Source organism: Kitasatospora sp. NPDC093679, assembly GCF_040683455.1.
In the GTDB taxonomy this organism is placed as follows: Bacteria; Actinomycetota; Actinomycetes; order Streptomycetales; family Streptomycetaceae; genus Kitasatospora; species Kitasatospora arboriphila.
In genome coordinates, this window is sequence record NZ_JBFBDW010000043.1 from 17,833 (window position 1) to 37,884 (window position 20,052).

General features: G+C 74.5%; 19 protein-coding genes. 13 read left to right on the forward strand and 6 right to left on the reverse strand.

The genetic code is table 11. From position 1 onward, the window contains the following. Positions 1-72: 72 nt before the first annotated feature. Positions 73-888 carry a hypothetical protein gene (locus AB0O09_RS28265; protein ID WP_363546103.1) on the forward strand — a complete coding sequence of 272 codons (816 nt, stop codon included), beginning with the start codon at positions 73-75 and terminating at the stop codon, positions 886-888. 2 nt (positions 889-890) lie between these two features. Here the strand turns inward: AB0O09_RS28265 and AB0O09_RS28270 are convergent, their stop codons facing one another. From AB0O09_RS28270 to modA, 3 genes are read right to left on the reverse strand one after another with little or no spacing between them, the layout of a single operon-like run. Next, on the reverse strand, positions 891-1,952 hold the full coding sequence (locus AB0O09_RS28270; RefSeq protein ID WP_363546214.1) for an ABC transporter ATP-binding protein: 1,062 nt from the start codon (positions 1,950-1,952) through the stop codon (positions 891-893). Between the two features lie 20 nt (positions 1,953-1,972). Beyond that, entirely contained in the window at positions 1,973-2,743 is a 771-nt protein-coding gene (locus AB0O09_RS28275) for an ABC transporter permease (protein ID WP_344623719.1), read from the reverse strand. A gap of 50 nt (positions 2,744-2,793) precedes the next feature. After that, positions 2,794-3,621: a molybdate ABC transporter substrate-binding protein gene (modA, locus tag AB0O09_RS28280; protein ID WP_363546106.1), complete on the reverse strand. Its 828-nt coding sequence runs from the start codon at positions 3,619-3,621 to the stop codon at positions 2,794-2,796. Positions 3,622-3,843: 222 nt separating this feature from the next. On the opposite strand from modA, the gene AB0O09_RS28285 reads away from it, so the two are divergent. The 7 genes from AB0O09_RS28285 (at position 3,844) to AB0O09_RS28315 (ending at position 12,028) form a co-directional block, all read left to right on the forward strand. After that, entirely contained in the window at positions 3,844-4,911 is a 1,068-nt protein-coding gene (locus AB0O09_RS28285; RefSeq protein ID WP_363546109.1) for an RNA ligase (ATP), read from the forward strand. Positions 4,912-5,023: 112 nt separating this feature from the next. Next, complete coding sequence (locus AB0O09_RS28290) at positions 5,024-6,370, forward strand: cytochrome P450 (RefSeq protein ID WP_363546112.1); 1,347 nt, start codon at positions 5,024-5,026, stop codon at positions 6,368-6,370. 464 nt (positions 6,371-6,834) lie between these two features. Further along, the gene (locus AB0O09_RS28295; RefSeq protein WP_363546115.1) at positions 6,835-7,632 is read left to right on the forward strand and encodes an MHYT domain-containing protein; all 798 of its coding nucleotides are present in this window, start codon (positions 6,835-6,837) and stop codon (positions 7,630-7,632) included. A gap of 257 nt (positions 7,633-7,889) precedes the next feature. Continuing rightward, the gene (locus tag AB0O09_RS28300) at positions 7,890-10,613 is read left to right on the forward strand and encodes an ATP-binding protein (protein ID WP_363546118.1); all 2,724 of its coding nucleotides are present in this window, start codon (positions 7,890-7,892) and stop codon (positions 10,611-10,613) included. Next, positions 10,610-11,020 carry a roadblock/LC7 domain-containing protein gene (locus AB0O09_RS28305; RefSeq protein WP_363546121.1) on the forward strand — a complete coding sequence of 137 codons (411 nt, stop codon included), beginning with the start codon at positions 10,610-10,612 and terminating at the stop codon, positions 11,018-11,020. Before AB0O09_RS28300 ends, AB0O09_RS28305 begins: the two co-directional genes overlap by 4 nt. Positions 11,021-11,124: 104 nt before the next feature. Continuing rightward, the gene (locus AB0O09_RS28310) at positions 11,125-11,454 is read left to right on the forward strand and encodes a DUF742 domain-containing protein (protein ID WP_363546217.1); all 330 of its coding nucleotides are present in this window, start codon (positions 11,125-11,127) and stop codon (positions 11,452-11,454) included. Then, the gene (locus tag AB0O09_RS28315; protein WP_359982390.1) at positions 11,435-12,028 is read left to right on the forward strand and encodes an ATP/GTP-binding protein; all 594 of its coding nucleotides are present in this window, start codon (positions 11,435-11,437) and stop codon (positions 12,026-12,028) included. Before AB0O09_RS28310 ends, AB0O09_RS28315 begins: the two co-directional genes overlap by 20 nt. A 180-nt stretch (positions 12,029-12,208) precedes the next feature. Here the strand turns inward: AB0O09_RS28315 and AB0O09_RS28320 are convergent, their stop codons facing one another. The 3 genes from AB0O09_RS28320 to AB0O09_RS28330 form a co-directional block, all read right to left on the reverse strand. Beyond that, positions 12,209-13,117, reverse strand: coding sequence for a zinc-binding dehydrogenase (locus AB0O09_RS28320; RefSeq protein WP_363546124.1), 909 nt, complete (start codon positions 13,115-13,117; stop codon positions 12,209-12,211). 66 nt (positions 13,118-13,183) lie between these two features. Next, positions 13,184-14,056: an NAD(P)-dependent oxidoreductase gene (locus tag AB0O09_RS28325; protein WP_363546126.1), complete on the reverse strand. Its 873-nt coding sequence runs from the start codon at positions 14,054-14,056 to the stop codon at positions 13,184-13,186. Further along, complete coding sequence (locus tag AB0O09_RS28330) at positions 14,053-14,373, reverse strand: putative quinol monooxygenase (protein WP_363546128.1); 321 nt, start codon at positions 14,371-14,373, stop codon at positions 14,053-14,055. Before AB0O09_RS28330 ends, AB0O09_RS28325 begins: the two co-directional genes overlap by 4 nt. Before the next feature lie 226 nt (positions 14,374-14,599). Between AB0O09_RS28330 and AB0O09_RS28335 the strand changes: the two genes are divergently transcribed. From AB0O09_RS28335 to AB0O09_RS28355, 5 genes are all read left to right on the forward strand, one after another. Continuing rightward, the gene (locus AB0O09_RS28335) at positions 14,600-15,670 is read left to right on the forward strand and encodes an aldo/keto reductase (protein ID WP_363546131.1); all 1,071 of its coding nucleotides are present in this window, start codon (positions 14,600-14,602) and stop codon (positions 15,668-15,670) included. A gap of 513 nt (positions 15,671-16,183) precedes the next feature. Further along, complete coding sequence (locus AB0O09_RS28340) at positions 16,184-16,990, forward strand: antibiotic biosynthesis monooxygenase (protein ID WP_363546134.1); 807 nt, start codon at positions 16,184-16,186, stop codon at positions 16,988-16,990. 212 nt (positions 16,991-17,202) lie between these two features. Then, complete coding sequence (locus AB0O09_RS28345; RefSeq protein ID WP_363546137.1) at positions 17,203-17,973, forward strand: glucose 1-dehydrogenase; 771 nt, start codon at positions 17,203-17,205, stop codon at positions 17,971-17,973. A 279-nt stretch (positions 17,974-18,252) separates the two neighbouring features. After that, positions 18,253-18,876 (forward strand): ScbR family autoregulator-binding transcription factor, encoded by a 624-nt coding sequence (locus AB0O09_RS28350; protein ID WP_344628178.1) that lies wholly within the window; start codon positions 18,253-18,255, stop codon positions 18,874-18,876. A gap of 419 nt (positions 18,877-19,295) precedes the next feature. Then, positions 19,296-19,964, forward strand: a complete 669-nt coding sequence (locus AB0O09_RS28355) for a TetR/AcrR family transcriptional regulator (RefSeq protein ID WP_363546140.1) — start codon at positions 19,296-19,298, stop codon at positions 19,962-19,964. The last annotated feature ends 88 nt before the right edge of the window (positions 19,965-20,052 follow it).

A 20,052-nucleotide genomic window follows, 5' to 3' on the forward strand; every position in this document is an offset into this window, starting at 1 on the left:
CCCCGGCGGAGGGGGTGTCACCCCCCGGTCCCATACTGATCCCCGCTCGTGTTCCGTCGAAGAGGGATCCCCATGCTTTCCAAGCGTTCCGTCGCCGCGTCCGTCCTGTGCGCCCTGCTGGCCACCGGTGCCACGGCGTGCAACGGTGACAAGAACGGCCCGGCCGCCGCTCCCGCGCCGGCCAAGCCGTCGGCCAGCCCCGTGCCCACGCTGGCCGTGGACACCCTGACCGCGGACCAGATCTCCGACCGGGCGCACGCCGCGATGGCGGCCCTCGCCTCGGTGAAGGTCGACGGGGAACTCACCATGGACGGCGGCAAGCTGGCCGTCCACCTGACCTCCGACAAGCAGGGGAACTGCAGCGGCACCGTCGCCTCCCCCGAGGTCGGCCAGTTCGAGCTCCGGCACTCGGGCACCAAGACCTGGCTGAAGGCGGACGAGACGACCTGGAAGAAGGCCGTGGCGAAGGAGCCGGGTGCCACCGCGCAGGACGCCGCGGTCGCCGCCGAACTCTTCAAGGGGCGCTTCATCACCGGCGGCGACAGCCGGGCGGAGCTGGCGGAGGCCGCCATGATGTGCAACCTGATCAAGGGCCTGTTCGCCGACGACAGCGACAAGGGCAAGGAGAAGATCGCCAAGGGCAGCGCCGGCACCACCAACGGTGTGAAGACCTTCGGCCTGACCGTCACCACCGCGGACGGCGAGACCGTCACCCTCCACATCGCCACCGAGGGCAAGCCCTACCTGGTCCGCATGGAGCAGCTCCAGGGCAAGGAGCCGGCCGCCTTCGACTTCAGCGAGTTCGACAAGCCCTTCACCGTGCAGGAGCCGCCGGCCGACCAGGTCGTGGACTTCTCCGTGTTCGAGAAGAAGGTGAAGAAGGCCTGACCTCAGGCCGGGTAGGCGTGGGTCTGGGCGGCCTTGACGGTGGCCCAGACCTCGCGGCCGGGGGCCAGGTCGAGTTCGGCGGCGGCGCCGGGGGTGAGGTCGGCGGCGAGCGGGAGCGGGCCGGTGAGGTCGACCCGGATCCGGTCGCCGTGCAGGTCGAGGCCGGCGACGGTGAGCGGCCAGGCGTTGCGGGCGCTGGAGTCGGGGCGGCCGCGGTGCAGGGTCACCGCGTCCGGCGGGAAGGCCACGAACGCCTGGCCGGTGAGCCGCTCGGTGGTGGCGAGGGCGGTGCCGTCCGGCAGGGTGACGGTGTGTCCGTCGGCGGTGCCCCGGTACAGGTTGAGGCCGACCAGCCGGGCGATGTAGTCGGTGCGCGGGTGCCGGGCGATGTCCGCGGGCGTGCCGGACTGCACCTCGCGGCCGTCCTCGATCACCACCAGCCGGTCGGCGAGCACCATGGCGTCCAGCGGGTCGTGCGTGACGAGCACCGCGACGGCCTCGAACTCGGCGAGGTGCCGCCGCAGTTGCGCCCGGACGTCGAGCCGCGTCCGGGCGTCCAGGGCGGCGAGCGGCTCGTCGAGCAGCAGCAGCCGCGGCCGGACGGCGAGCGCCCGGGCCAGCGCCACCCGCTGCGCCTGGCCGCCGGAGAGGCTGCGCGGGCGGCTGGCGGCGTGCTCGGCGAGCCCCATCCGCTCCAGCCAGGGCCGGGCGGCCTCCCGGGCGGCGGCCTTGCGCAGGCCCCGGCAGCGCAGGCCGAAGGCGATGTTGTCGAGCGCGCCGAGGTGCGGGAAGAGCAGGTAGTCCTGGAAGACCACGCCGACCGGGCGCTCCTCGGCGGGGGTGTGCAGGCCGGCCGCCGGGTCCTCCAGCACCGTGCCGTCCAGGGCGAGCCGGCCGTCGGTGAGCGGCAGCAGCCCGGCGAGGGCGCGCAGCGCGGTGGACTTGCCTGCGCCGTTCGGCCCGAGCAGGGCCAGCACCTCGCCGGGGGCGGCCGTGAGCGAGAGGTCGAGCGAGAACGCGGCACGGTCGACCCGCAGCCGGGCGTCCAGGGCGGGCGGGGTCATCGGGTGCTCCGGGGGTGGGGTCACGGCGTCGACATCCAGCGTTCCCGCAGGCCCGCGAGGACGGCGATCGACACCGCGAGCAGGACGAGGCTGAGCGCGATCGCCGCCTCCGGCTCGGACTCCATCGCCAGGTAGACGGCGAGCGGCATGGTCTGGGTGCGGCCCGGGAAGTTGCCGGCGAAGGTGATCGTCGCGCCGAACTCGCCGAGCGCCCTCGCCCAGGCGAGCACCGCGCCGGCCCCGATGCCGGGGGCGATCAGCGGCAGGGTGACCCGGCGGAAGGCGGTGAGCCGGGAGGCGCCGAGGGTGGCCGCGGCCTCCTCGTAGCGCGGGTCGGCGGCGCGCAGCGCGCCCTCCACACTGATCACCAGGAACGGCATGGCGACGAAGGCCTCGGCGAGCACCACGCCGGGCGTGGTGAACGGCAGGGTGATGCCGAAGGCCGAGTCCAGCCAGCGGCCGACGATGCCGTTGCGGCCGAGGACGAGCAGCAGGGCGACGCCGCCGACCACCGGAGGCAGCACCAGCGGCAGGGTGACCAGGGCCCGCACCAGCCGCCGGCCGGGCAGCTCGGTGCGGGCGAGCAGCCAGGCCAGCGGCACTCCGAGCACCAGCGACACCCCCGTGGCCGCCGTTGCGCAGATCAGCGAGAGCCTGAGCGCCTGCCACACCTCGGGGCTGGAGAGCTGCTCGGGCAGCGCGCTCCACGGCGCGCGCACCAGCAGCCCGACCAGCGGCAGGACGAGGAAGGCCAGGCCCAGCAGGGCCGGCAGGAGCAGGGCGTACGGCACCCGCCCGCCGCCGCGCCGGGCGCGGCGGCGGGTCGCGGCCGGGGCGGGCGTCACGGCGCCTGGAAGCCCGCGGCGGTGAGGGCCCGGGCGGCCTCGGCGGACCGGATGTACGCGACGAAGGCGGCGGCGGCCGGGGCGTTGGGCGCCTTGGCCAGCGCGGCGATCGGGTAGTCGTTCACGGCCTTGGCCGCCTCGGGGAACTCCACACCGTCGATCTTCGCAGCATCGGCCTGCACATCGGTCCGGTACACGAGCGAGGCGTCGACCTCGCCGAGCTCGACCTTGGTCAGGGCGCCCTTGACGTCCTGCTCCAGGGTGACGGGGGTGATGTTCACCCCGCCGGCCTGGAGGGCCTTCAGGGCGGCTGCGCCGCAGGGCACCTCCTTGGCGCACAGCGCGACCTTGACCCCGGAGAGGTCCTTGAGGCCGGTGACGTGCTTCGGGTTGCCCTTGGGGACGGCGATCTCGAGCGTGTTCTTCACGAACACCCGGGGCGTGCCCTCGGCGGCCTTGGCGTCGCTGACGGTCTTCATGGTGGCCGGGCTTGCGGCGGCGAAGACGTCCGCGGGAGCGCCGGAGACGATGCTCTGCGCGAGCGCCGAGCTGCCGCCGAAGTTGAAGGTCACCTTCACGCCGGGGTTGGCGGCCTCGAACTTCTTGCCGAGCGCGGTGAAGGTCTCCTTCAGCGAGGCGGCAGCGAAGACGGTCAGGTCGCCGGAGACCTTGGCGGCCGAGGACGGGGCACCCGCGGAGGCGGCGGAGGACGCCGGTGCGGCGTTGCTGTTCGAGGTGCCGCTGCTGCCGCAGGCGGTGAGGCCGGCGGCGAGGGCGACCGCGACGAGGGCGGCGACGGCGGAACGGCGTCTTGCGGTGCTCATGGGGTTCCCCTTCTGCCGCGCCGCCGGGAGGCGCGGAGGTGCGGTGACAACGGCGATCATACTGTCGTAGATGCGGGCCACGCGTCCCCTGTTTCATCGCACAGGCCAGCACGTGGACACCCTGTCTCTCGCATGTGCGATGCCCCTGACCGAAAATCCCTGGCCCTGCCGCCGGGCCGCCGCCAGAGTGTTCCCCGTCGTATCGAACGGGGAGGGACACCGATGTCCACACTGCGCGTCACCGCGGAACACCTGACCATCCTGGAGCACCCCAACGCCGACGCCCTGGAGCTGGCGCAGATCGGCCTGTACCGGGCGGTGGTCGCCAAGGGCGCGTACCGCACCGGCGAGACCGCGGTGTACATCCCCGAGCAGGCCGTGCTGCCGGCCGCGCTGATCGAGGAGCTCGGACTGACCGGGCGCCTGGCCGGCTCCAACGCCGACCGGGTCAAGGCCGTCCGGCTGCGCGGCGAGCTCTCGCAGGGCATCGTCTGCCGCCCGGGCGAACTGGCGGACGTCGACCTGGCCGCCGCCGCCGAGAGCGGCGAGGACTTCGCGGAGCGCCTCGGCATCACCAAGTGGCGCCCGCCGGTCCCCACCCACATGAACGGCGACGTCGAGGCCGCCCCCGACCTGCTGCCCTGGGTGGACATCGAGAACCTCAAGCGCTTCCCGACCGTCTTCGAGCCCGGCGAGCCCGTCGTCGTCACCGAGAAGGTGCACGGCAGCTGCTGCCTGGTCACCTACCACGCCGAGTCCGGCGAGGTGCAGGTCTCCTCCAAGGGCATCGGCGCCCAGGGCCTCGCCCTCAAGGAGGACGACACCAACCTGTACTGGCGGGCCGTGCGGGCGCACGGCGTCCCCGAGGTGGCCGCGGCCCTCGCCGAGCGGATCGGCGCCAGCCGGGTCGGCGTCTTCGGCGAGGTCTTCGGCGCCGGCGTGCAGGACCTCTCCTACGGCGCCTCCGGCCGCACCGAACTCCCCGGCTACGCCGTGTTCGACGTGTCGGCCGTCGTCGACGGGCAGCTGCGCTGGCTCGACGCCGCCGAGGTGCTCGGCGGCGAACTGCCCGTGGTGCCCGAGCTGTGGCGCGGCCCCTACGACCAGGCCGTGGTGCTGGAGCTCGCCGACGGCCGGGAGACCGTCTCCGGCAAGGAGCTGCACATCCGCGAGGGCGTCGTCGTCCGCACGCAGGCCGAGCGGTACAGCCCCGTCACCGGCGGCCGGGCGATCGCCAAGGCGGTCGGCGGGGCCTATCTCACCCGCAAGGGCGGCACCGAGTACGAGTGACCCGGGCCGGGTGTGTGCGGATCGTCACGTCCGGTCCGCACGCACGCCCTACTCTCCTGACGACCACTCAGTCACTATGGAACCAGGAGAGATCCGACCCGAGGGGGACACTGTGCAGGCCACCACCCGGACACCCGGCCCGACGGGGCTGCCGCTGATCGGCTCGATGCTCGACCTGACCAGGGACCCGCTCGCGGCCTACCTCGCCGCGCACCGCGAGCACGGCGACGTGGTGCGCTTCACCGCCGGGCCGCCCGGCCTGCGCGTCGAGTTCTACATGGTGTTCTCGCCGGAGGGCGCCCAGCAGGTGCTCGCCACCCGCGCGGCCGACTTCCGCAAGGACAACACCCTGTACGAGGAGGTCCGGCTCAGCCTCGGCAACGGCCTGCTCACCGCCCAGGACGCCGACTACCAGCGCCAACGCCGGCTCGTCCAACCACTGTTCACCAAACGCCGGGTGGACGGCTACGCCGACGCGATCGCCCAGGAGTCCGCCGCCCTCGTCGAGCGCTGGACCGCCGTGCCCGGCGGCGTCGTCGACGCCGCCGAGGAGATGTCCGGCTTCGCGCTGCGGGCCGTCGCCCGGATCCTCTTCGGCACCGACGTGGAAGAGGCCATCGGCGCCGTCCGCCGCTCCTTCCCGGTGCTCGGCGCGTACGTCCGCGACCGCGGCTTCGCCCCCGTCCGGATCCCCCGGCAGTGGCCCACCCCCGGCAACCGCGAGGCCCGGGCCGCCGAACGCGAGCTGTACGCCATCTGCGACGCCATCATCGCCCGCCGCGCCGGACAGGACTCCGACGACCTGCTCGGACTCCTCGCCGCCGCCCGCGGCGAGGACGGCGAACGGCTCGACCCGTCCGAACTCCGCGACCAGGTCCTGATCTTCCTGCTGGCCGGCCACGAGACCACCGCCACCTCGCTCGCCTTCGCCCTGCACCTGCTCGGCAAGCACCCCGCCGAACAGAAGCGCGCCCGCGAGGAAGCCCTCGCCGTGCTCGGCGACCGGCCGCCGCAGGCCGACGACCTCGCCGCCCTGCCCCACACCACGGCCGTGCTGAAGGAAGCCATGCGGCTGTTCCCGGCCGCCGCGGTGATCGGCCGCCGCGCGGTCGCCGACAGCGAGATCGGCGGCGTCCGGATCCCCGCCGGTGCGGACGTCCTCGTCTCCCCGTACGTGACGCACCGCCACCCCGGGCACTGGGAGGAGCCGGAGCGCTTCGACCCGGAACGGTTCACCCCGGAACGGGAGGCCGGACGGCACCGCTACGCCTGGTTCCCGTTCGGCGGAGGGCCGCGGGCCTGCATCGGCCAGCACTTCTCGATGCTGGAGTCGGTGCTGGCACTGGCCGCCGTCCTGCGGGAGTTCGAGGTCGAGACCGTCGACACCGAGGTCCCGCTCGGCCAGGCCATCACCCTGGAGGCCCGCGGCCCCGTCCGCATCCGCCTCACCCGGAGGTAGGGATCCACCCAGGTGCCCCCACGCGCCCCTGGCGGTGCGCTTCCCTGAGGTGTCAGAGGCTATTTGACGGTGCAGGAGGCGCCGTTGAGGGTTGAAGGCGGCGGGCTTGGTGTTGGTGCCCGTCCAGGTGCCGTTGAAGCCGAACGAGGTGGTGCCGCCGTTGGCCGGGAGGCTGCCGTTGTGGCCGAGGTCGCGGGCCGTCGTGGCGTGACCCTAACCGCGCCGGTGCGCGGGCGGAAGGGTGGCGTACGGGCCCTGCCCACAAACGGACATGACAGCTCATCAGTCATTTCGGCACACGGCGTCCCCCCATTCGAGCACACCCGCCGGGTTCGACGGGCAGCTTTTCACATCTTCCGGTGACCATTTGTGAACGCTGGGTAGCGTCCACCGCATCCGAGAAGCCCTTCGCACGTGCGAACGGCATATGACCGACCGTCCGGTCACGTCCTTCGGAGGCCCTGATGGGAACCATGAACCACGTCAGCTTCGGCTGGCCGACCCCGGCACTGTCGTACCTGATGGCCTGCGTCGGTGCCGCGCTCGGGCTGCGGTGCACCCTCCGGGCGCTGTCCGCGAGCGGGCCGTCCCGCCGCAACTGGCTGCTCACCGCCGCCGCCGCGATCGGCTCCGGGATCTGGACCATGCACTTCGTCGCGATGTTCGGCTTCACCGTCGAGGGCACCGAGCTGCGCTACGACGTCCCGCTCACCGTGCTCAGCCTGCTCGTCGCCGTCGTCGTCGTCGGCCTCGGCGTCTTCACCGTCGGCTACGGCCGGCACCGCGGCCGCAGCATCCTGCTCGGCGGCCTCACCACCGGCATCGGCGTCGCGGCCATGCACTACCTCGGCATGGCCGCACTGCGGCTGCACGGCACCGTCGAGTACGCCCCCGCCACCGTGGTGCTGTCCGTCGCGATCGCCGTGGGCGCCGCCACCGCGGCGCTCTGGGCCGCCGTCGCCATCCGCACCCTGGTGGCCGCCGGCGGCGCCGCCCTGATCATGGGCGTCGCGGTCAGCTGCATGCACTACACCGGCATGGCCGCCGTCCACGTCCACCTGGACCCGGCCCGCACCGACCTCGGCGGCGCGACCCCGATGCAGTTCGTCTTCCCGCTGGCCGTCGGCCTCGGCTCCTTCCTCTTCCTCACCTCCGCGTTCGTCGCACTGTCCCCCACCGCCCAGGAGCGCGCCGCCTACCGCGAGGCCGGCGAACTCGCCATCGAGGACCTCGGCGCCGCCGACCTCGACCGCGCCGCCTAGGCCGTCTCTTTCGGATCTTGCCGGGCGCGCGACGCCGGGCATCTCCCCCAGCCCCGAGGGGGCCGGGAGGTACCCCCCAAGCTGAACGCACCGGCGAATCGCCCGAGTACGTCCAGTACGAGGACGATCCGCCGGCACGCCAGCCGGGCGCCCACCGCCGCACGCCGATCCGACGAGATCCGAAAGAGACGGCCCAGGACCGCCCACCACGGTCACGGGCGCCCCTGACGCCACCGCTCGAAAGGACCCCGCGCTCCATGCGAGCAAGCCGCGGCACCCCGCGCACCGCACCGGCCACCGGACCGAGTTCCGCCGGACGCAGCCCCGGCCCGACCGGGCCCGCCGGCCGGCACCGCGGCCCACAGGCCCATGAGGAGGCCGCCGACGCCCACGGCCACCCCGCACCGCCGGCGGCCCCGGCCCGCTCCGGCGGGCTGCGGCTGCGCCCCCGCACCGTCCGCGCCAGGATCGTCGCCCTGCTGATGGTGCCGGTCGTCTCGGTGCTGGCGCTCTGGTCCTTCGCCACCGTCACCACCGCCCGCGGCGTCTGGGACACCCTGCACCTCAAGGCCGTCACCCGGACGGTGCTCGACCCCGTCGCCGCCACCGTCACCGGCCTGCAGGCCGAACGCACCGCCGCCGGGCAGCTGCTGGCCGGCGGGCCGCCCGGCCGGGAGAACGCGCTGCGCGAGGCCGCCGCCGCGACCGACCGGGCCGCCGCCCCGCTGCACCTCGCCGACGGCTACAACCGGGCCGACGCCGAGGGCCTCGGTGACGAGACCGCCGTCCGGGTCGACGAACTCACCGCCGCCGTCGCCGCCCTGCCCGCGCTGCGCGCCAAGGTCCTCCAGCACCAGGCCGGCTGGCCCGAGACGTACGCCGCCTACACCGCCGCGATCGACCGCGCCCTGGAGGTCACCGGTTCGGTCACCGCCCTGCAGGACCACCGGGTCGCCTCCGACGCCCGGGTGCTGCTGGAGTTCTCCCGGGCCCGCGAACTGCTCGCCCGGGAGGACAGCCTGCTGCGGGCCGGCCAGGCCGCAAGCCGCCTCGACGAGCCCCAGCGGCGCGACTTCGGCGCCGCCGTCTACGCCCGGCGGCTCTTCGAGCAGACCGCCTCCCGCGACCTGCGCCCGGCCGACCGCTCCGCCCTGCAGGCCGTCACCGGCGGCGCGGACTACCGCGAACTCGCGCGCCTGGAGGACGCCGTCCGGGACGCACCCGACGGCCGCGGCGCCCTGCAGGCCGCGCCCGCCGACCGCTGGGCCGACCTCGCCGACGCCACCGCCCGCGGCCTGGCCGACGTGGAGCGGGCCGCCGGCAGCGCGGCCGCCGAACGCTCCGACCCGTACGCGCTCGGGCTGTTCACCCCGGCCGGGCTCGCCGTGCTGCTCGGCCTCGCCGCCGTGCTCGCCTCGCTGCTGATCTCCGTCCAGATCGGCCGCGGCCTGGTCACCGAACTCGTCCGGCTGCGCAACTCCGCCCTCGAACTCGCCGGCCGCACCCTGCCCGCGACCATGCGGCGGCTGCGCGCCGGCGAGGAGATCGACATCGCCGCCGAGGCGCCGCTGCGGCCGCACGGCGGCGACGAGATCGGCCAGGTGCACGGCGCCCTCGGCCGGGTGCAGCGGGCGGCCGTCACCGCCGCGGTGGAGCGCGCCGAGGTGCTGTCCGGGGTGTCCGGCGTGTTCGTCAACCTCGCCCGGCGCAGCCAGGTCCTGGTGCACCGCCAGCTCACCCTGCTGGACGCGATGGAGCGCCGTACCGAGGACCCGGCCGAGCTGGCCGACCTCTTCCGTCTGGACCACCTCACCACCCGGATGCGCCGCCACGCCGAGGGCCTGATCATCCTCTCCGGGGCGGCCCCCGGGCGGGCCTGGCGCAAGCCCGTCCCGCTGATGGACGTGGTGCGGGCCGCCGTCGCCGAGGTCGAGGAGTACGCCCGGGTCGAGGTGCACCGGCTGCCGCCCGCGGCGGTCTCCGGGCAGGCCGTCGCCGACCTCACCCACCTGGTCGCCGAACTCGTCGAGAACGCCACCGGCTTCTCGCCGCCGCACACCAGGGTGCACGTCCGCGGCGAGCAGGTCGGCAACGGCTACGCCGTGGAGATCGAGGACCGCGGCCTCGGCATGGGCCCCGAGGCGATGGCCGACGCCAACCGCCGGATCGAGGCCTCCGAGCAGGTCGACCTCTTCGACAGCGACCGGCTCGGCCTCTTCGTGGTCAGCCGCCTCGCCCGCCGGCACGGTGTCCGGGTGTCGCTGCGGCCCTCCGCGTACGGCGGCACCACCGCGGTGGTGCTGCTGCCGACCGCCCTGCTGGAGACCGGGTCACCGGCCGGTCCGGCCGCCGGGACGGAGCCGGCCGCCGACGCACGACCGGAGGCGGCCCCGACCCCCGCTGCGGCCCCTGCCCCCGCTGCCGTCCCGGCCCCGGAGCCCGAGCGGCAGGATCCGCCGGCCGTCCGCCCGCTGCCGACCGCCGCGCCCTTCGGCGCCCTCGGGGACGACCCGGGCGTGCTGCGGCCGACGCCGTTCCGCGCCGACGGCAGCCGGCCCGCACCGGGCGTCCCCGCGGTGCCGCCCGCCCGCTCCGCACCGCCCGCCCGCCCCGCAACGCCTGCACCCCTGCCGCTGCCCGCACCGACGCCCCCACCCGCGTCGCCCGCACCGGCCCGCCGTCCGGCGGCCGCTCCAGCCCCGGCCGCGTCGGCCGCCGCACCCGTCCGGCCCGGCGCCGCCGCGGACGGCGGGAGCGGGAGCGACGGAGAACTGCCGCGCCGGGTGCGGCAGGCCAGCCTCGTCCCGCAGCTTCGCGAGGCCCCGGTCCGGCCGCCGACCGCACCGCGCGGGGACGGTCCGCCGGCCGGCCGGAACCCCGAGGAGGCCCGCGCCGCGATGTCCGCCTTCCAGCGCGGCTGGGCCCGCGGCGCCACCGAGCAACCGATCCGACCGAACCCCACCGGAGGAGAGCACCGATGATCGGGACCACGCACCACGCGGGCGAACTCAACTGGCTGCTCGACGAACTCGTCGCCCGGGTCGCCGAGGTGAGGTTCGCCGTGATGCTCTCCGCGGACGGCCTGGCGATGGGCACCTCCGCGGGGCTCGGCCGGGAGGACGGCGAGCACCTGGCCGCGGTCGCCTCCGGCTTCCACAGCCTGGCCAAGGGCGCCGGCCGGCACTTCGAGGCCGGCGAGGTCCGGCAGACCATGGTCGAGCTGGAGCACGGCTACCTCTTCGTGGCGGCGGCCGGCCAGGGCACCTGCCTCGCCGTCTTCTCCACCGCCGCCGCCGACCTCGGGCTGATCGCCTACGAGATGGCCCGGCTGGTGCGCCGGGTCGGCGAGCACCTGTACGCGGCGCCGCGCAGTACGGCGGGGGGCTGAGACCGATGCCGTACCCGCCGCGCCGCTACCTGCCGGGCAGTCCGTTCGGCTACCCGCCGCCGCCCGACGAGCCCGTCCAGTGGTACGACGACGCGGCCGGCCCGATGGTCCGGCCGTACGCGATGACCAAGGGCCGCACCCGGCCGGCCGGGGCGGAGTTCGACCTGATCGCCCTGGTGGTCAGCGACGTCCCCGAGGGCATCGAGGTGCCCGTCGGCCCCGAACAGGCCGTCATCCTCGACCTCTGCCGCGGCAACGCGCTCTCCGTCGCGGAGATCGCCGCCGACGTCGACCTGCCGCTCGGCGTGGTGCGGGTGCTGCTCGGCGACCTGCTGGACGCCGAGTACATCCGGGTCAGCCGGCCCGTCCCGCCCGCCCTGCTCCCCGACGAGCACATCCTCCAGGAGGTCATCAATGGACTCCGCGCACTCTGACGGCTCCGTGCTCGCCCTGAAGATCCTGGTCGCCGGGGGCTTCGGGGTCGGCAAGACGACGCTGGTCGGCTCGGTCAGCGAGATCCGGCCGCTGCGCACCGAGGAACAGCTGACCGCGGCCGGCCGCGGCGTGGACGACCTGGGCGGGGTGGAGCAGAAGACCACCACCACGGTGGCGATGGACTTCGGCCGGATCACCATCCGCGAGGGCCTGTCGGTGTACCTGTTCGGCACCCCCGGCCAGGACCGGTTCTGGTTCCTCTGGGACGAGCTGGCGCAGGGAGCGCTCGGTGCGGTGGTGCTCGCCGACACCCGGCGGCTGACCGACTGCTTCCCGGCGGTGGACTTCTTCGAGCACCGGGGGATCCCGTTCGTCGTCGCGGTGAACCGCTTCGCCGGCACCCGGGACTTCGGCCCGAAGGAGGTGGCCCGCGCGCTCGACCTCGACGCGGACACCCCGGTGGTCGCCTGCGACGCCCGGCGGCGGGCGTCCGGCAAGCAGGTGCTGGTCGATCTGGTGGAGCACGCGGGCCGGGTGCACGCCGCCCGGCTGCTCGCCGACACCCGCCGCTGAGGCGGCGCGGGCCGGGACGGGGGCGGCACCGGAGCGGGACGGGAGGCACCGCAGCCTTCCCGCCCCGCGGTCCGTGCCGCCGGCCGACGTGAGGAGTCGGCCGGCGGCCGGGAACCGGAACGGTCAGGGCCCACCGGTCAGGGGCCGGCCGGTGGTGAGGGGCCGGCCGGTGGCCGGGAGTCAGCCGACGGTGAGCACGGCCTTGCCGGCCACCCGGCGCTCGCGGACGGCGGCGAGCGCCTCGTTGATCCGCTCCCAGTCCTCGCGGTAGGCGATCTCCACCGAGAGCGACCCCGCGCCGACCAGTCGGGCCAGCGCGGCGAGGTCCTCGTCCACCGGCGCGCCGGTGACGAAGACGAAGTGCCGCAGGACGGCCTGCTCGTGCCCGCCGAAGAAGCGGAAGAAGGAGACCGGGGTGTCCTCGCCGGAGGAGTTGCCGTAGCTGAACACGGTGCCGCCGGGGCCGACCAGCTCCAGCGCCGCGGTGAGCGAGGCACCGCCGGCGGCCTCGTACACCACCGCGAAGGGGCCCTCGGCCTCGGCCGGGTCGGTGACCACGGCGGTGGCGCCCAGCTCGGTGAGGCCCTTGGCGCGTTCGGCGTTGCGGGCGACGGCGGTGACCTCCGCGCCGGCCGCGGCGGCCAGCTGGACGAGGATCCGTCCGACGCCGCCCGCCGCACCGGTGACCAGTACCCGCCGGCCGAGCAGGGTGCCGGACTCGCGGACCAGACGCAGCGCGGTGAGCGCGGCGACCGGCAGGGTGGCGGCCTCCGCGAAGCCGACGGTGTCCGGCAGGGCGGCGACGAAGCCGGCCGGCACGGCGATCCGCTCGGCCCAGGAGCCGTCGGCGAGCGAGAGCGCCACCACGCGCTGGCCGGCGGTGAAGCCGTTCGCGGTCTCCGCGACCACGCCGGCGACGTCCCAGCCGGGCCGCCAGCCCTCGTCGTTGGTGGGCAGGTTGAGGATCTCGCCGCGGTTGACGGAGAACGCCTTGACGTCGACGAGGACGTCGCCGGCGGCCGCGGTGGGTTCGGCGACCTCGCGGAAGGCCACGTCACCGGTGGCAGGGGTGTTGACGATCGCGCGCATGCGGTGTCCCTCGGACTCGTGGGTTGGTCGGTGCGGTTCGGCGCGGTGCGGTGGTGCGGGTACCGGTCAGCCGTCGGTGCTGACCAGGTAGGTGGCGGCGAGGTCCTTGTCGCCGTGGCCCTGCTCGACGGCGCGGGCGAAGCGGGTGGCGACGGCCGCCGCCATGTCCAGCCGCAGCCCGGCGGCCTCGGCCTCGGCGAGGATCAGCCGGGCGTCCTTCGCCGCGGTGGCCAGGCCGAAGGCGGGGGAGAAGTCCCCGGCGGCGACGGCCGCGGCCTTGCCCTGCAGGTAGGGGCTGTCGAGACCGCCGCCGGCGACGGTCCCGGCGAACACCCGGGCGTCCAGGCCGAGGCCCTCGGCCAGGGCGATCGCCTCGGCGGCGCCGGTGGCGGTGGCCAGCACCCAGCTGTTGACGACCAGCTTCAGCCGGGAGGCGGCCGCGCCCGCCGGGTCGTCGGCCAGCCAGACGGTGCGGTCGGCGACCGCCGCCAGCACGTGGACGGCGGCGGCGCGGGCACGCTGCGAGCCGGCCGCGAAGACCACCAGCCGGCCGGCCTCGGCGGGCTGCCGGGTGCCCAGGACGGGGGCGTCGACCAGGTCGAGGCCGTGCTCGGCGGCGAACGCGGCGAGCGGGGCGAAGCCGCTCGGGCCCACCGTGGAGGTCTGCAACCAGACCTGCCCGGCCGTCAGCCCGTCGGCGGCCGACCGGACCACCTCCAGCACGGTCGGGCCGTCGGTGAGCATGGTGATCACGACGTCGGCGCCGCGCACCGCCTCCGCGGGGGTGCCGGCGACCACCGCGCCCGCGGCGGCCAGCGGTTCGGCGGCGGAGCGGGTGCGGTTCCACACCCGGACGTCGAGGCCGGCCCGGCACAGGCTGCGGGCCATGCCGGCGCCCATGATGCCGGTGCCGAGCACGGCCACGGCCGTGCGGCTCACAGCACGCCCTTGGGGGAGTCGCCCTCGTGCAGCTGGCCGAGCACCCGCAGCTCCAGCGGCTCGGCGAGCAGGTCGTCGAGGAGTGCGGCGAGTTCGGTCAGGTGCGGGGTGCCGAGGTGGCGCTCCAGCGCCTCGCGGCCGGGCCAGCGCTCGATGGCGAGGAACACGTCGGGGTCGTCCAGGTCCTGGTGCATGGAGTAGTGGATGCTCTCCTCCTCCGCGTGCGTCGGAGCGATCACCGCACGCAGGCGGCGCTCCAGTTCGTCCCGCTTGCCGGGCTTGGCGACGGCCCGACCGACCACGGTCACCGTGCTCATGGTTCTCTCCTCCGGTTGTTCACCGCCGAGTTGGCGGGGCGCATGACGATCCGTCATGCGCACTCGGACCGAAACCGTAGCATCATTCGATATCTGATGGCAGTGGAGGTTCTTTCACTGCCTTCTGCTTGACGATAGATATTCGACATCTTATGGTCTTCCCGAGTCTTACAGTGGCTGCCCCGGGACAGGGGCGCCGTTCCACGAACCGACAGGGAGACCCCCGATGCGCTACCGCTACCTGGGCGACACCGGCCTGGCCGTGTCCGAGCTCTGCTTCGGCGCGATGACCTTCGGCGGAGGTGCCTCCTTCCTCGGGGCGCCCGACCGCAACTGGTCCGAGTTCGGCACCGTCCAGGACCAGGACGTGCACCGCCTGATGGACCTCGCGCTGGACTCCGGCATCAACTTCTTCGACACCGCGGACGTCTACAAGAACGGCATGGGCGAGGAGTTCTTCGGCCGGACGCTGTCGAAGGTCCGCGACCGCGTGGTCATCGGCACCAAGGGCCGCTGGCGGGTGGACGGCGACGGCCCGAACGACTTCGGCTCCACCCGCCACCACCTCAACGCGGCCGTCGACGCGAGCCTGCGCCGGCTGGGCACCGACTACATCGACCTCTACCACCTGCACGGCTTCGACCCGCGGACCTCGCTCGACGAGACCCTGCGGGTGCTCGACGACCTCGTCCGCTCCGGCAAGGTCCGCTACATCGGCGTCTCCAACTTCGCCGCCTGGCAGCTGATGAAGGCGCTCTCCGTCTCCGAGCGCCGCAACCTGGAGCGCTTCGTCTGCTACCAGGGCTACTACAACCTCGGCGCCCGCGACCTGGAGTGGGAGATCATCCCGCTGGCCCAGGACCAGAAGGTCGGCATCACCGCCTGGAGCCCGTTGGCCGGCGGCTTCCTCACCGGCAAGTACCGGCGCGGCGAGGGCCGCCCGGCGGGCAGCCGGCTGGCCGAGGCCACCCCCGCCGAGTCCGCGCCGCTCACCGACGAGGAGCAGGCGTACGACATCGTCGACGAGATGGCCCGGATCGCCGAGGCGCGCGGCGCCACCGTCGCGCAGGTCGCCATCAACTGGGTGCTGTCCCGGCCGCAGATCACCTCGGCGGTCATCGGTGCCACCAAGGTCCACCAGCTGGAGGACAACCTCAAGGCGATGGAGTGGGAGCTCTCCGCCGACGAGGTGGCCACCCTGGACGAGGTGAGCGAGGCCCGCGTCCCGTACCCCTACTGGCACATCGCCACCGTCGGCGCCGACCGCAAGCTGCCCGGCGACGTCTACCCGGCCTGATCCGACTCCGGCCCGATCCGTCCGCTGCCGCGCTCCCCGTCGCGGCGGCGGCGACCGCGGCGGGGACCGCCCGGAGCGGCCCCCGCCGCGCAGACCCTGCATCCGCACGCCGTACCCCGGCCTCCCCCGTCCGGTGGAGGGCGGTTCGACGTGCCACCCGGAAGACCCGCTCTCGCAGGCCCGGACGGACGCGGCCCGCACGGCCAGCCGGGATTCCCGCGCCGGTCGCGGCCCCGCCCGCCGTGTGAACACTCCGCGGCTCGTGGCGGCACCGACCGCCCAGGTCCGAACGCCCGACGTGCCTGCTGCCCCCGCCGCACCCGCTGCGGCCCGCTGCCGCCCTCCGTCCGGCACCACCGATTCCGGCACCACCGATTCCGGCGCGCCGACTCCGGCACCACCGATTCCGGCGCGCCGACTCCGGCACCACCGGCTCCCACACCACCGACTCCGGCCGCCCGCCCAGGGCGGCCGGTCCCACCCGACCGCACCCATCCGGAAGGACGTCCGCCCATGAGACCCGTCAGAGCCCTGCTCCCCGTCGCCCTCGCCGCCGCCCTGCTGGCCGGCACCGCCCCCGGGGCGCTGGCCGCCCGCTCCGGTGACACCATGCCCAACCTCGGCGACAACAGCGTCGCCTACACGGTGATCTCCGCGTACGAGCACATCCCGGCCGCCGCGCGCGACACCGTCATCGCCGCCGCCCAGCAGGAGGGCTACGCCTCCCGCCGCCACGAGCCCGGCACCGAGAGCGTCCACGTCATGCCGGACCCGGACCACCCGGACCGGATCGTCGTCGCGGAGACCTTCTCCTCAGCCGCCGCGCACCGCGCCCACCGCCGCGGCCCCTACGCCCGGAACTTCGCGGCCCTGCTCGCGGCCTTCGGCGTCACCGGCCCCGCCACCACCGTGGCCAACTACTCGCTCGCGACCGACGACGGCACCGGCCGGGTCGCGCCCAGCGGCGGCGACGACGGCCACGTGTTCACCGTGGTCGCCGAGTTCACCAACGTGCAGCCGGCGTACCGGGAGGAGTTCCTCAAGGTCGCGAAGGCGGACGGCTACCTCTCGCTGACCGGCGAACCCGGCACCCTCGGCTTCCACTTCGTGCCGGACCCGGCCGACCCGACCCGGTTCGTCTTCCTGGAGACCTTCACCGACGAGGCGGCCTTCACGGCCCACCTGAACGGCACCCCGGCCGCCGCCTACCTGGACGTGGTCGCGAAGGGCCACATCGTCGGTCCCCACTTCTTCGTCACGCTGGCGACCACCGGATTCGACAAGCCCGGCGGCTGGTCCGTCCCCAACCGCAAGGCGTAGGAAGACCCTTCGGCGGTGCGAGCCGGCCGCCCCCGCGCCCAACCCGGAGCCACTCCGCCTGATCATCCGTCAGCGGTGGTTCGTAGGCTGTGCGGTGTCCGGGGTGCGGCGGTCCGGGGTCCCGTGAGGGCGGGGCACCGGACCGCCGCACCCGCACGCGGGCCGGTGTCCCGCCGTCCCGTGTCCGACCGCGAACCCCAGGGGGAGAGCCCATGTCCGTCCAGAACGCCCTGCTCAGCGGCAAGGTCGCGCTGATCACCGGCGCGAGCAGCGGGATCGGTGCCGCCGCCGCGCGGGTCTTCGCCGCCGAGGGTGCGGCCGTCGTCCTCGCCGCCCGCCGCGAGCAGCAGCTCGCCGACCTCGTCGACGAGCTCACCGGCAAGGGGCTGGAGGCCTGCTACGCCGTCACCGACGTAACCTCGGACGCCGAGGTCGCCCGGGCGGTGCAGACGGCCGTGTCGCGCTACGGCCGCCTCGACGCCGCGTTCAACAACGCCGGGTACGGCGCCGAGCAGACCCCGCTGCACCTGATGGAGCAGGAGGTGTTCGACCGGATCATCGACGTGAACCTGCGCGGCGTCTGGTCCTGCATGCGGCACGAGATACCCGCCATGCTGGCCGCCGGCGGCGGGGCGATCGTCAACACCAGCAGTGTCGCCGGGCTGGTCGCCACCCCGGTCGCCGCGCCGTACGTGGTCTCCAAGCACGCGGTCGTCGGCCTGACCAAGGCGGCGGCCAACGAGTACGGCGCCCAGGGGATCCGGGTCAACGCGGTGGCCCCGGGCACCACCAGGTCGGAGATGATCGAGCAGTGGCTGGCGATCCGGCCCGACATCGAGGCCCGGCTGCACGAGGCGACCCCGCAGCCGCGGACGGCCGCACCGGAGGAGATCGCCGAGGCGGCCGCCTGGCTCTGCAGCGACCGCGCCTCCTTCGTCACCGGCGCCGTCCTGCCGGTGGACGGCGGCTACACCGTGCGCTGACCCCGACGGTGGCAGGGCCCCGCAGCACGTCCGCACGTCAGAGCACGTCCGCAGCACGCCTGATCGCCGCACGGCCCGTCCGGACCTCCGGGCGGGCCGTTCTGCATACCGACCGGTCCGTATGCCTGTCGGGGCATCAGGTGCGACCGGCCCGGTTACGCCTGTGCACAGGCAACCGATCATCGGAACAAACCTACGGGATCGACTGTTTTACCGTCGGCTGTACCGGCCGGTGCACTACGATGCGCTGCGAACTGCTGCGAGGTCGGGAGGATGGCCATGGTGAGACAGGAGAGGGCGGAGCGGACGCGCCAACGGATCGTCGAGGCCGCGGCCGAAGTCTTCGACCACAGCGGCTTCGCGGGTGCGAGCGTGTCGGAGATCCTGGCCCGGGCCGGCGTCACCAAGGGCGCCCTGTACTTCCACTTCCCGTCCAAGGAGGCCATCGCGGAGGAGATCCAGGGCGCCGAGGTCGGCACCCTGGAGAGCGCAGCCACCGCCACCGGCCCCTTCCTGCAGGCCATCGTCGACGTGTCGTACGCGATGGCGGCGGCCCTGCGGGAGAGCCCGACCGTGCGGGCGAGCATCCGGCTCGCCATCGAGAGCTCCTTCTCCGAGCCCTCGCCGGGCCCGTACGTCGCCTCGATCGACCTGGTCCGCACCCTGCTGCTGCGCGCCCAGGGGGAGGGCTCCGTCCGGCTCGACCTGGACGTCGACGCCGCCGCCCGGTTCGTCATCAGCTCCTTCACCGGCACCCAGATCGTGTCCCAGGTGTTCACCCGCCGCGAGGACCTCGAGGAGCGGCTCGCCGAGCTCTGGGCGTTCATCCTGCCGGGCCTGGCCGTACCGGAGTGGATCGGCCGCCTCCGGCTGACCGCGCCCGAGCCGGTGCCGGCCGGCTGACGCCCCGCACCTCGGCTCCGGCTCCGGACCCGGCCCCGGCTCCGGACCCGGCGGCCCTGCGGCGCACGCGCCGCCGGGCGCCGCCCCGCCGCTTCCCGTTCCGCCCGGTGTCCCGGGGATTCCGGCGCTTCCCCGGCGTTCCCCGCGTTCCCCGCGTTCCCCGGATATCCCCCCGCCCCCGGCCGTCACCGGCCCGTCGAGCCGTCCGATGCGGCGAGTCTGTGCCGTCTTCGTGATTTCCCGAATGGGCTAGGCGCCGGGGGAAATACTTGTCGTGATCTGGTCATTTGATACTTATATAACAGCGACTCCGGTCGGTTTCACTCCGCGGCGGGGGCCGCGACCGGGCCTGCGGGCCCGGTCGGACCGCCCGCGGAGGCCGGAGCGCGGTTGTGGGAAGCAGAGGAGAGGTGGGTGCCGTGCCCAGTCAGGAGCGCGCCGAACGGACCAGGCGGAGCTTGATCGTCGCCGCCGCCACGGCGCTGGACGAGTCGGCGGTGGAAGTGCTGGGCGGTGACGCGCTGCCGGGCCTGGATGCGATCAGCCGGGCCGCCGGGGTGTCCAAGGGGGCGCTGTACTACCACTTTCGCTCCAAGGGCGAGCTGATCGAGGCGGTGCGCGCCGAGGCCCGCTGCGAGCTGCGCCGGCTGACCGCCGAGTGCGTGGCCGCGCACGGCCCCGGCGCAGGTCTGGACGCCGTGGTGGACGTCGCGGTGGCCGTCGCCGGACTGCTGGACCGCGACCCGGTCTGCCGCTCCGGCGTCCGGCTCGACAGTGTCGAGGGCTTCGCGCTGGCGGCCGGCGACGGGCCGCCCGAGTGGATGGCGCCGATCGGCGCGCTGCTCGCCTCCGCGGCGGACCGCGGCGAACTCCGCGAGGGCGTGGTGCCGGAGGAGGCGGCGATGGCGCTGACCGCGATGGCCGCCGGCGTGCTGCTCATCTGCGAGCGCAACGCGGGCGTCAGCCGCACCGAGATGGTCGCCCGGCTCTGGGGGGCGGTGCTGCCCGGGCTCGCCGCGCCGCCCGCCGACGGCTGTCCGTTCCTGGCCGCGGACTGCGGAGCCGTGCCCGCTGACCTCGGCAATTGACAAACCGGTCGGTCGGTTCTTGAATCGTTCCTGCCGATGCATGGAACGTGCGTGCATGCCTCGGAAAACCGTCGATTCGTGAAAGGAC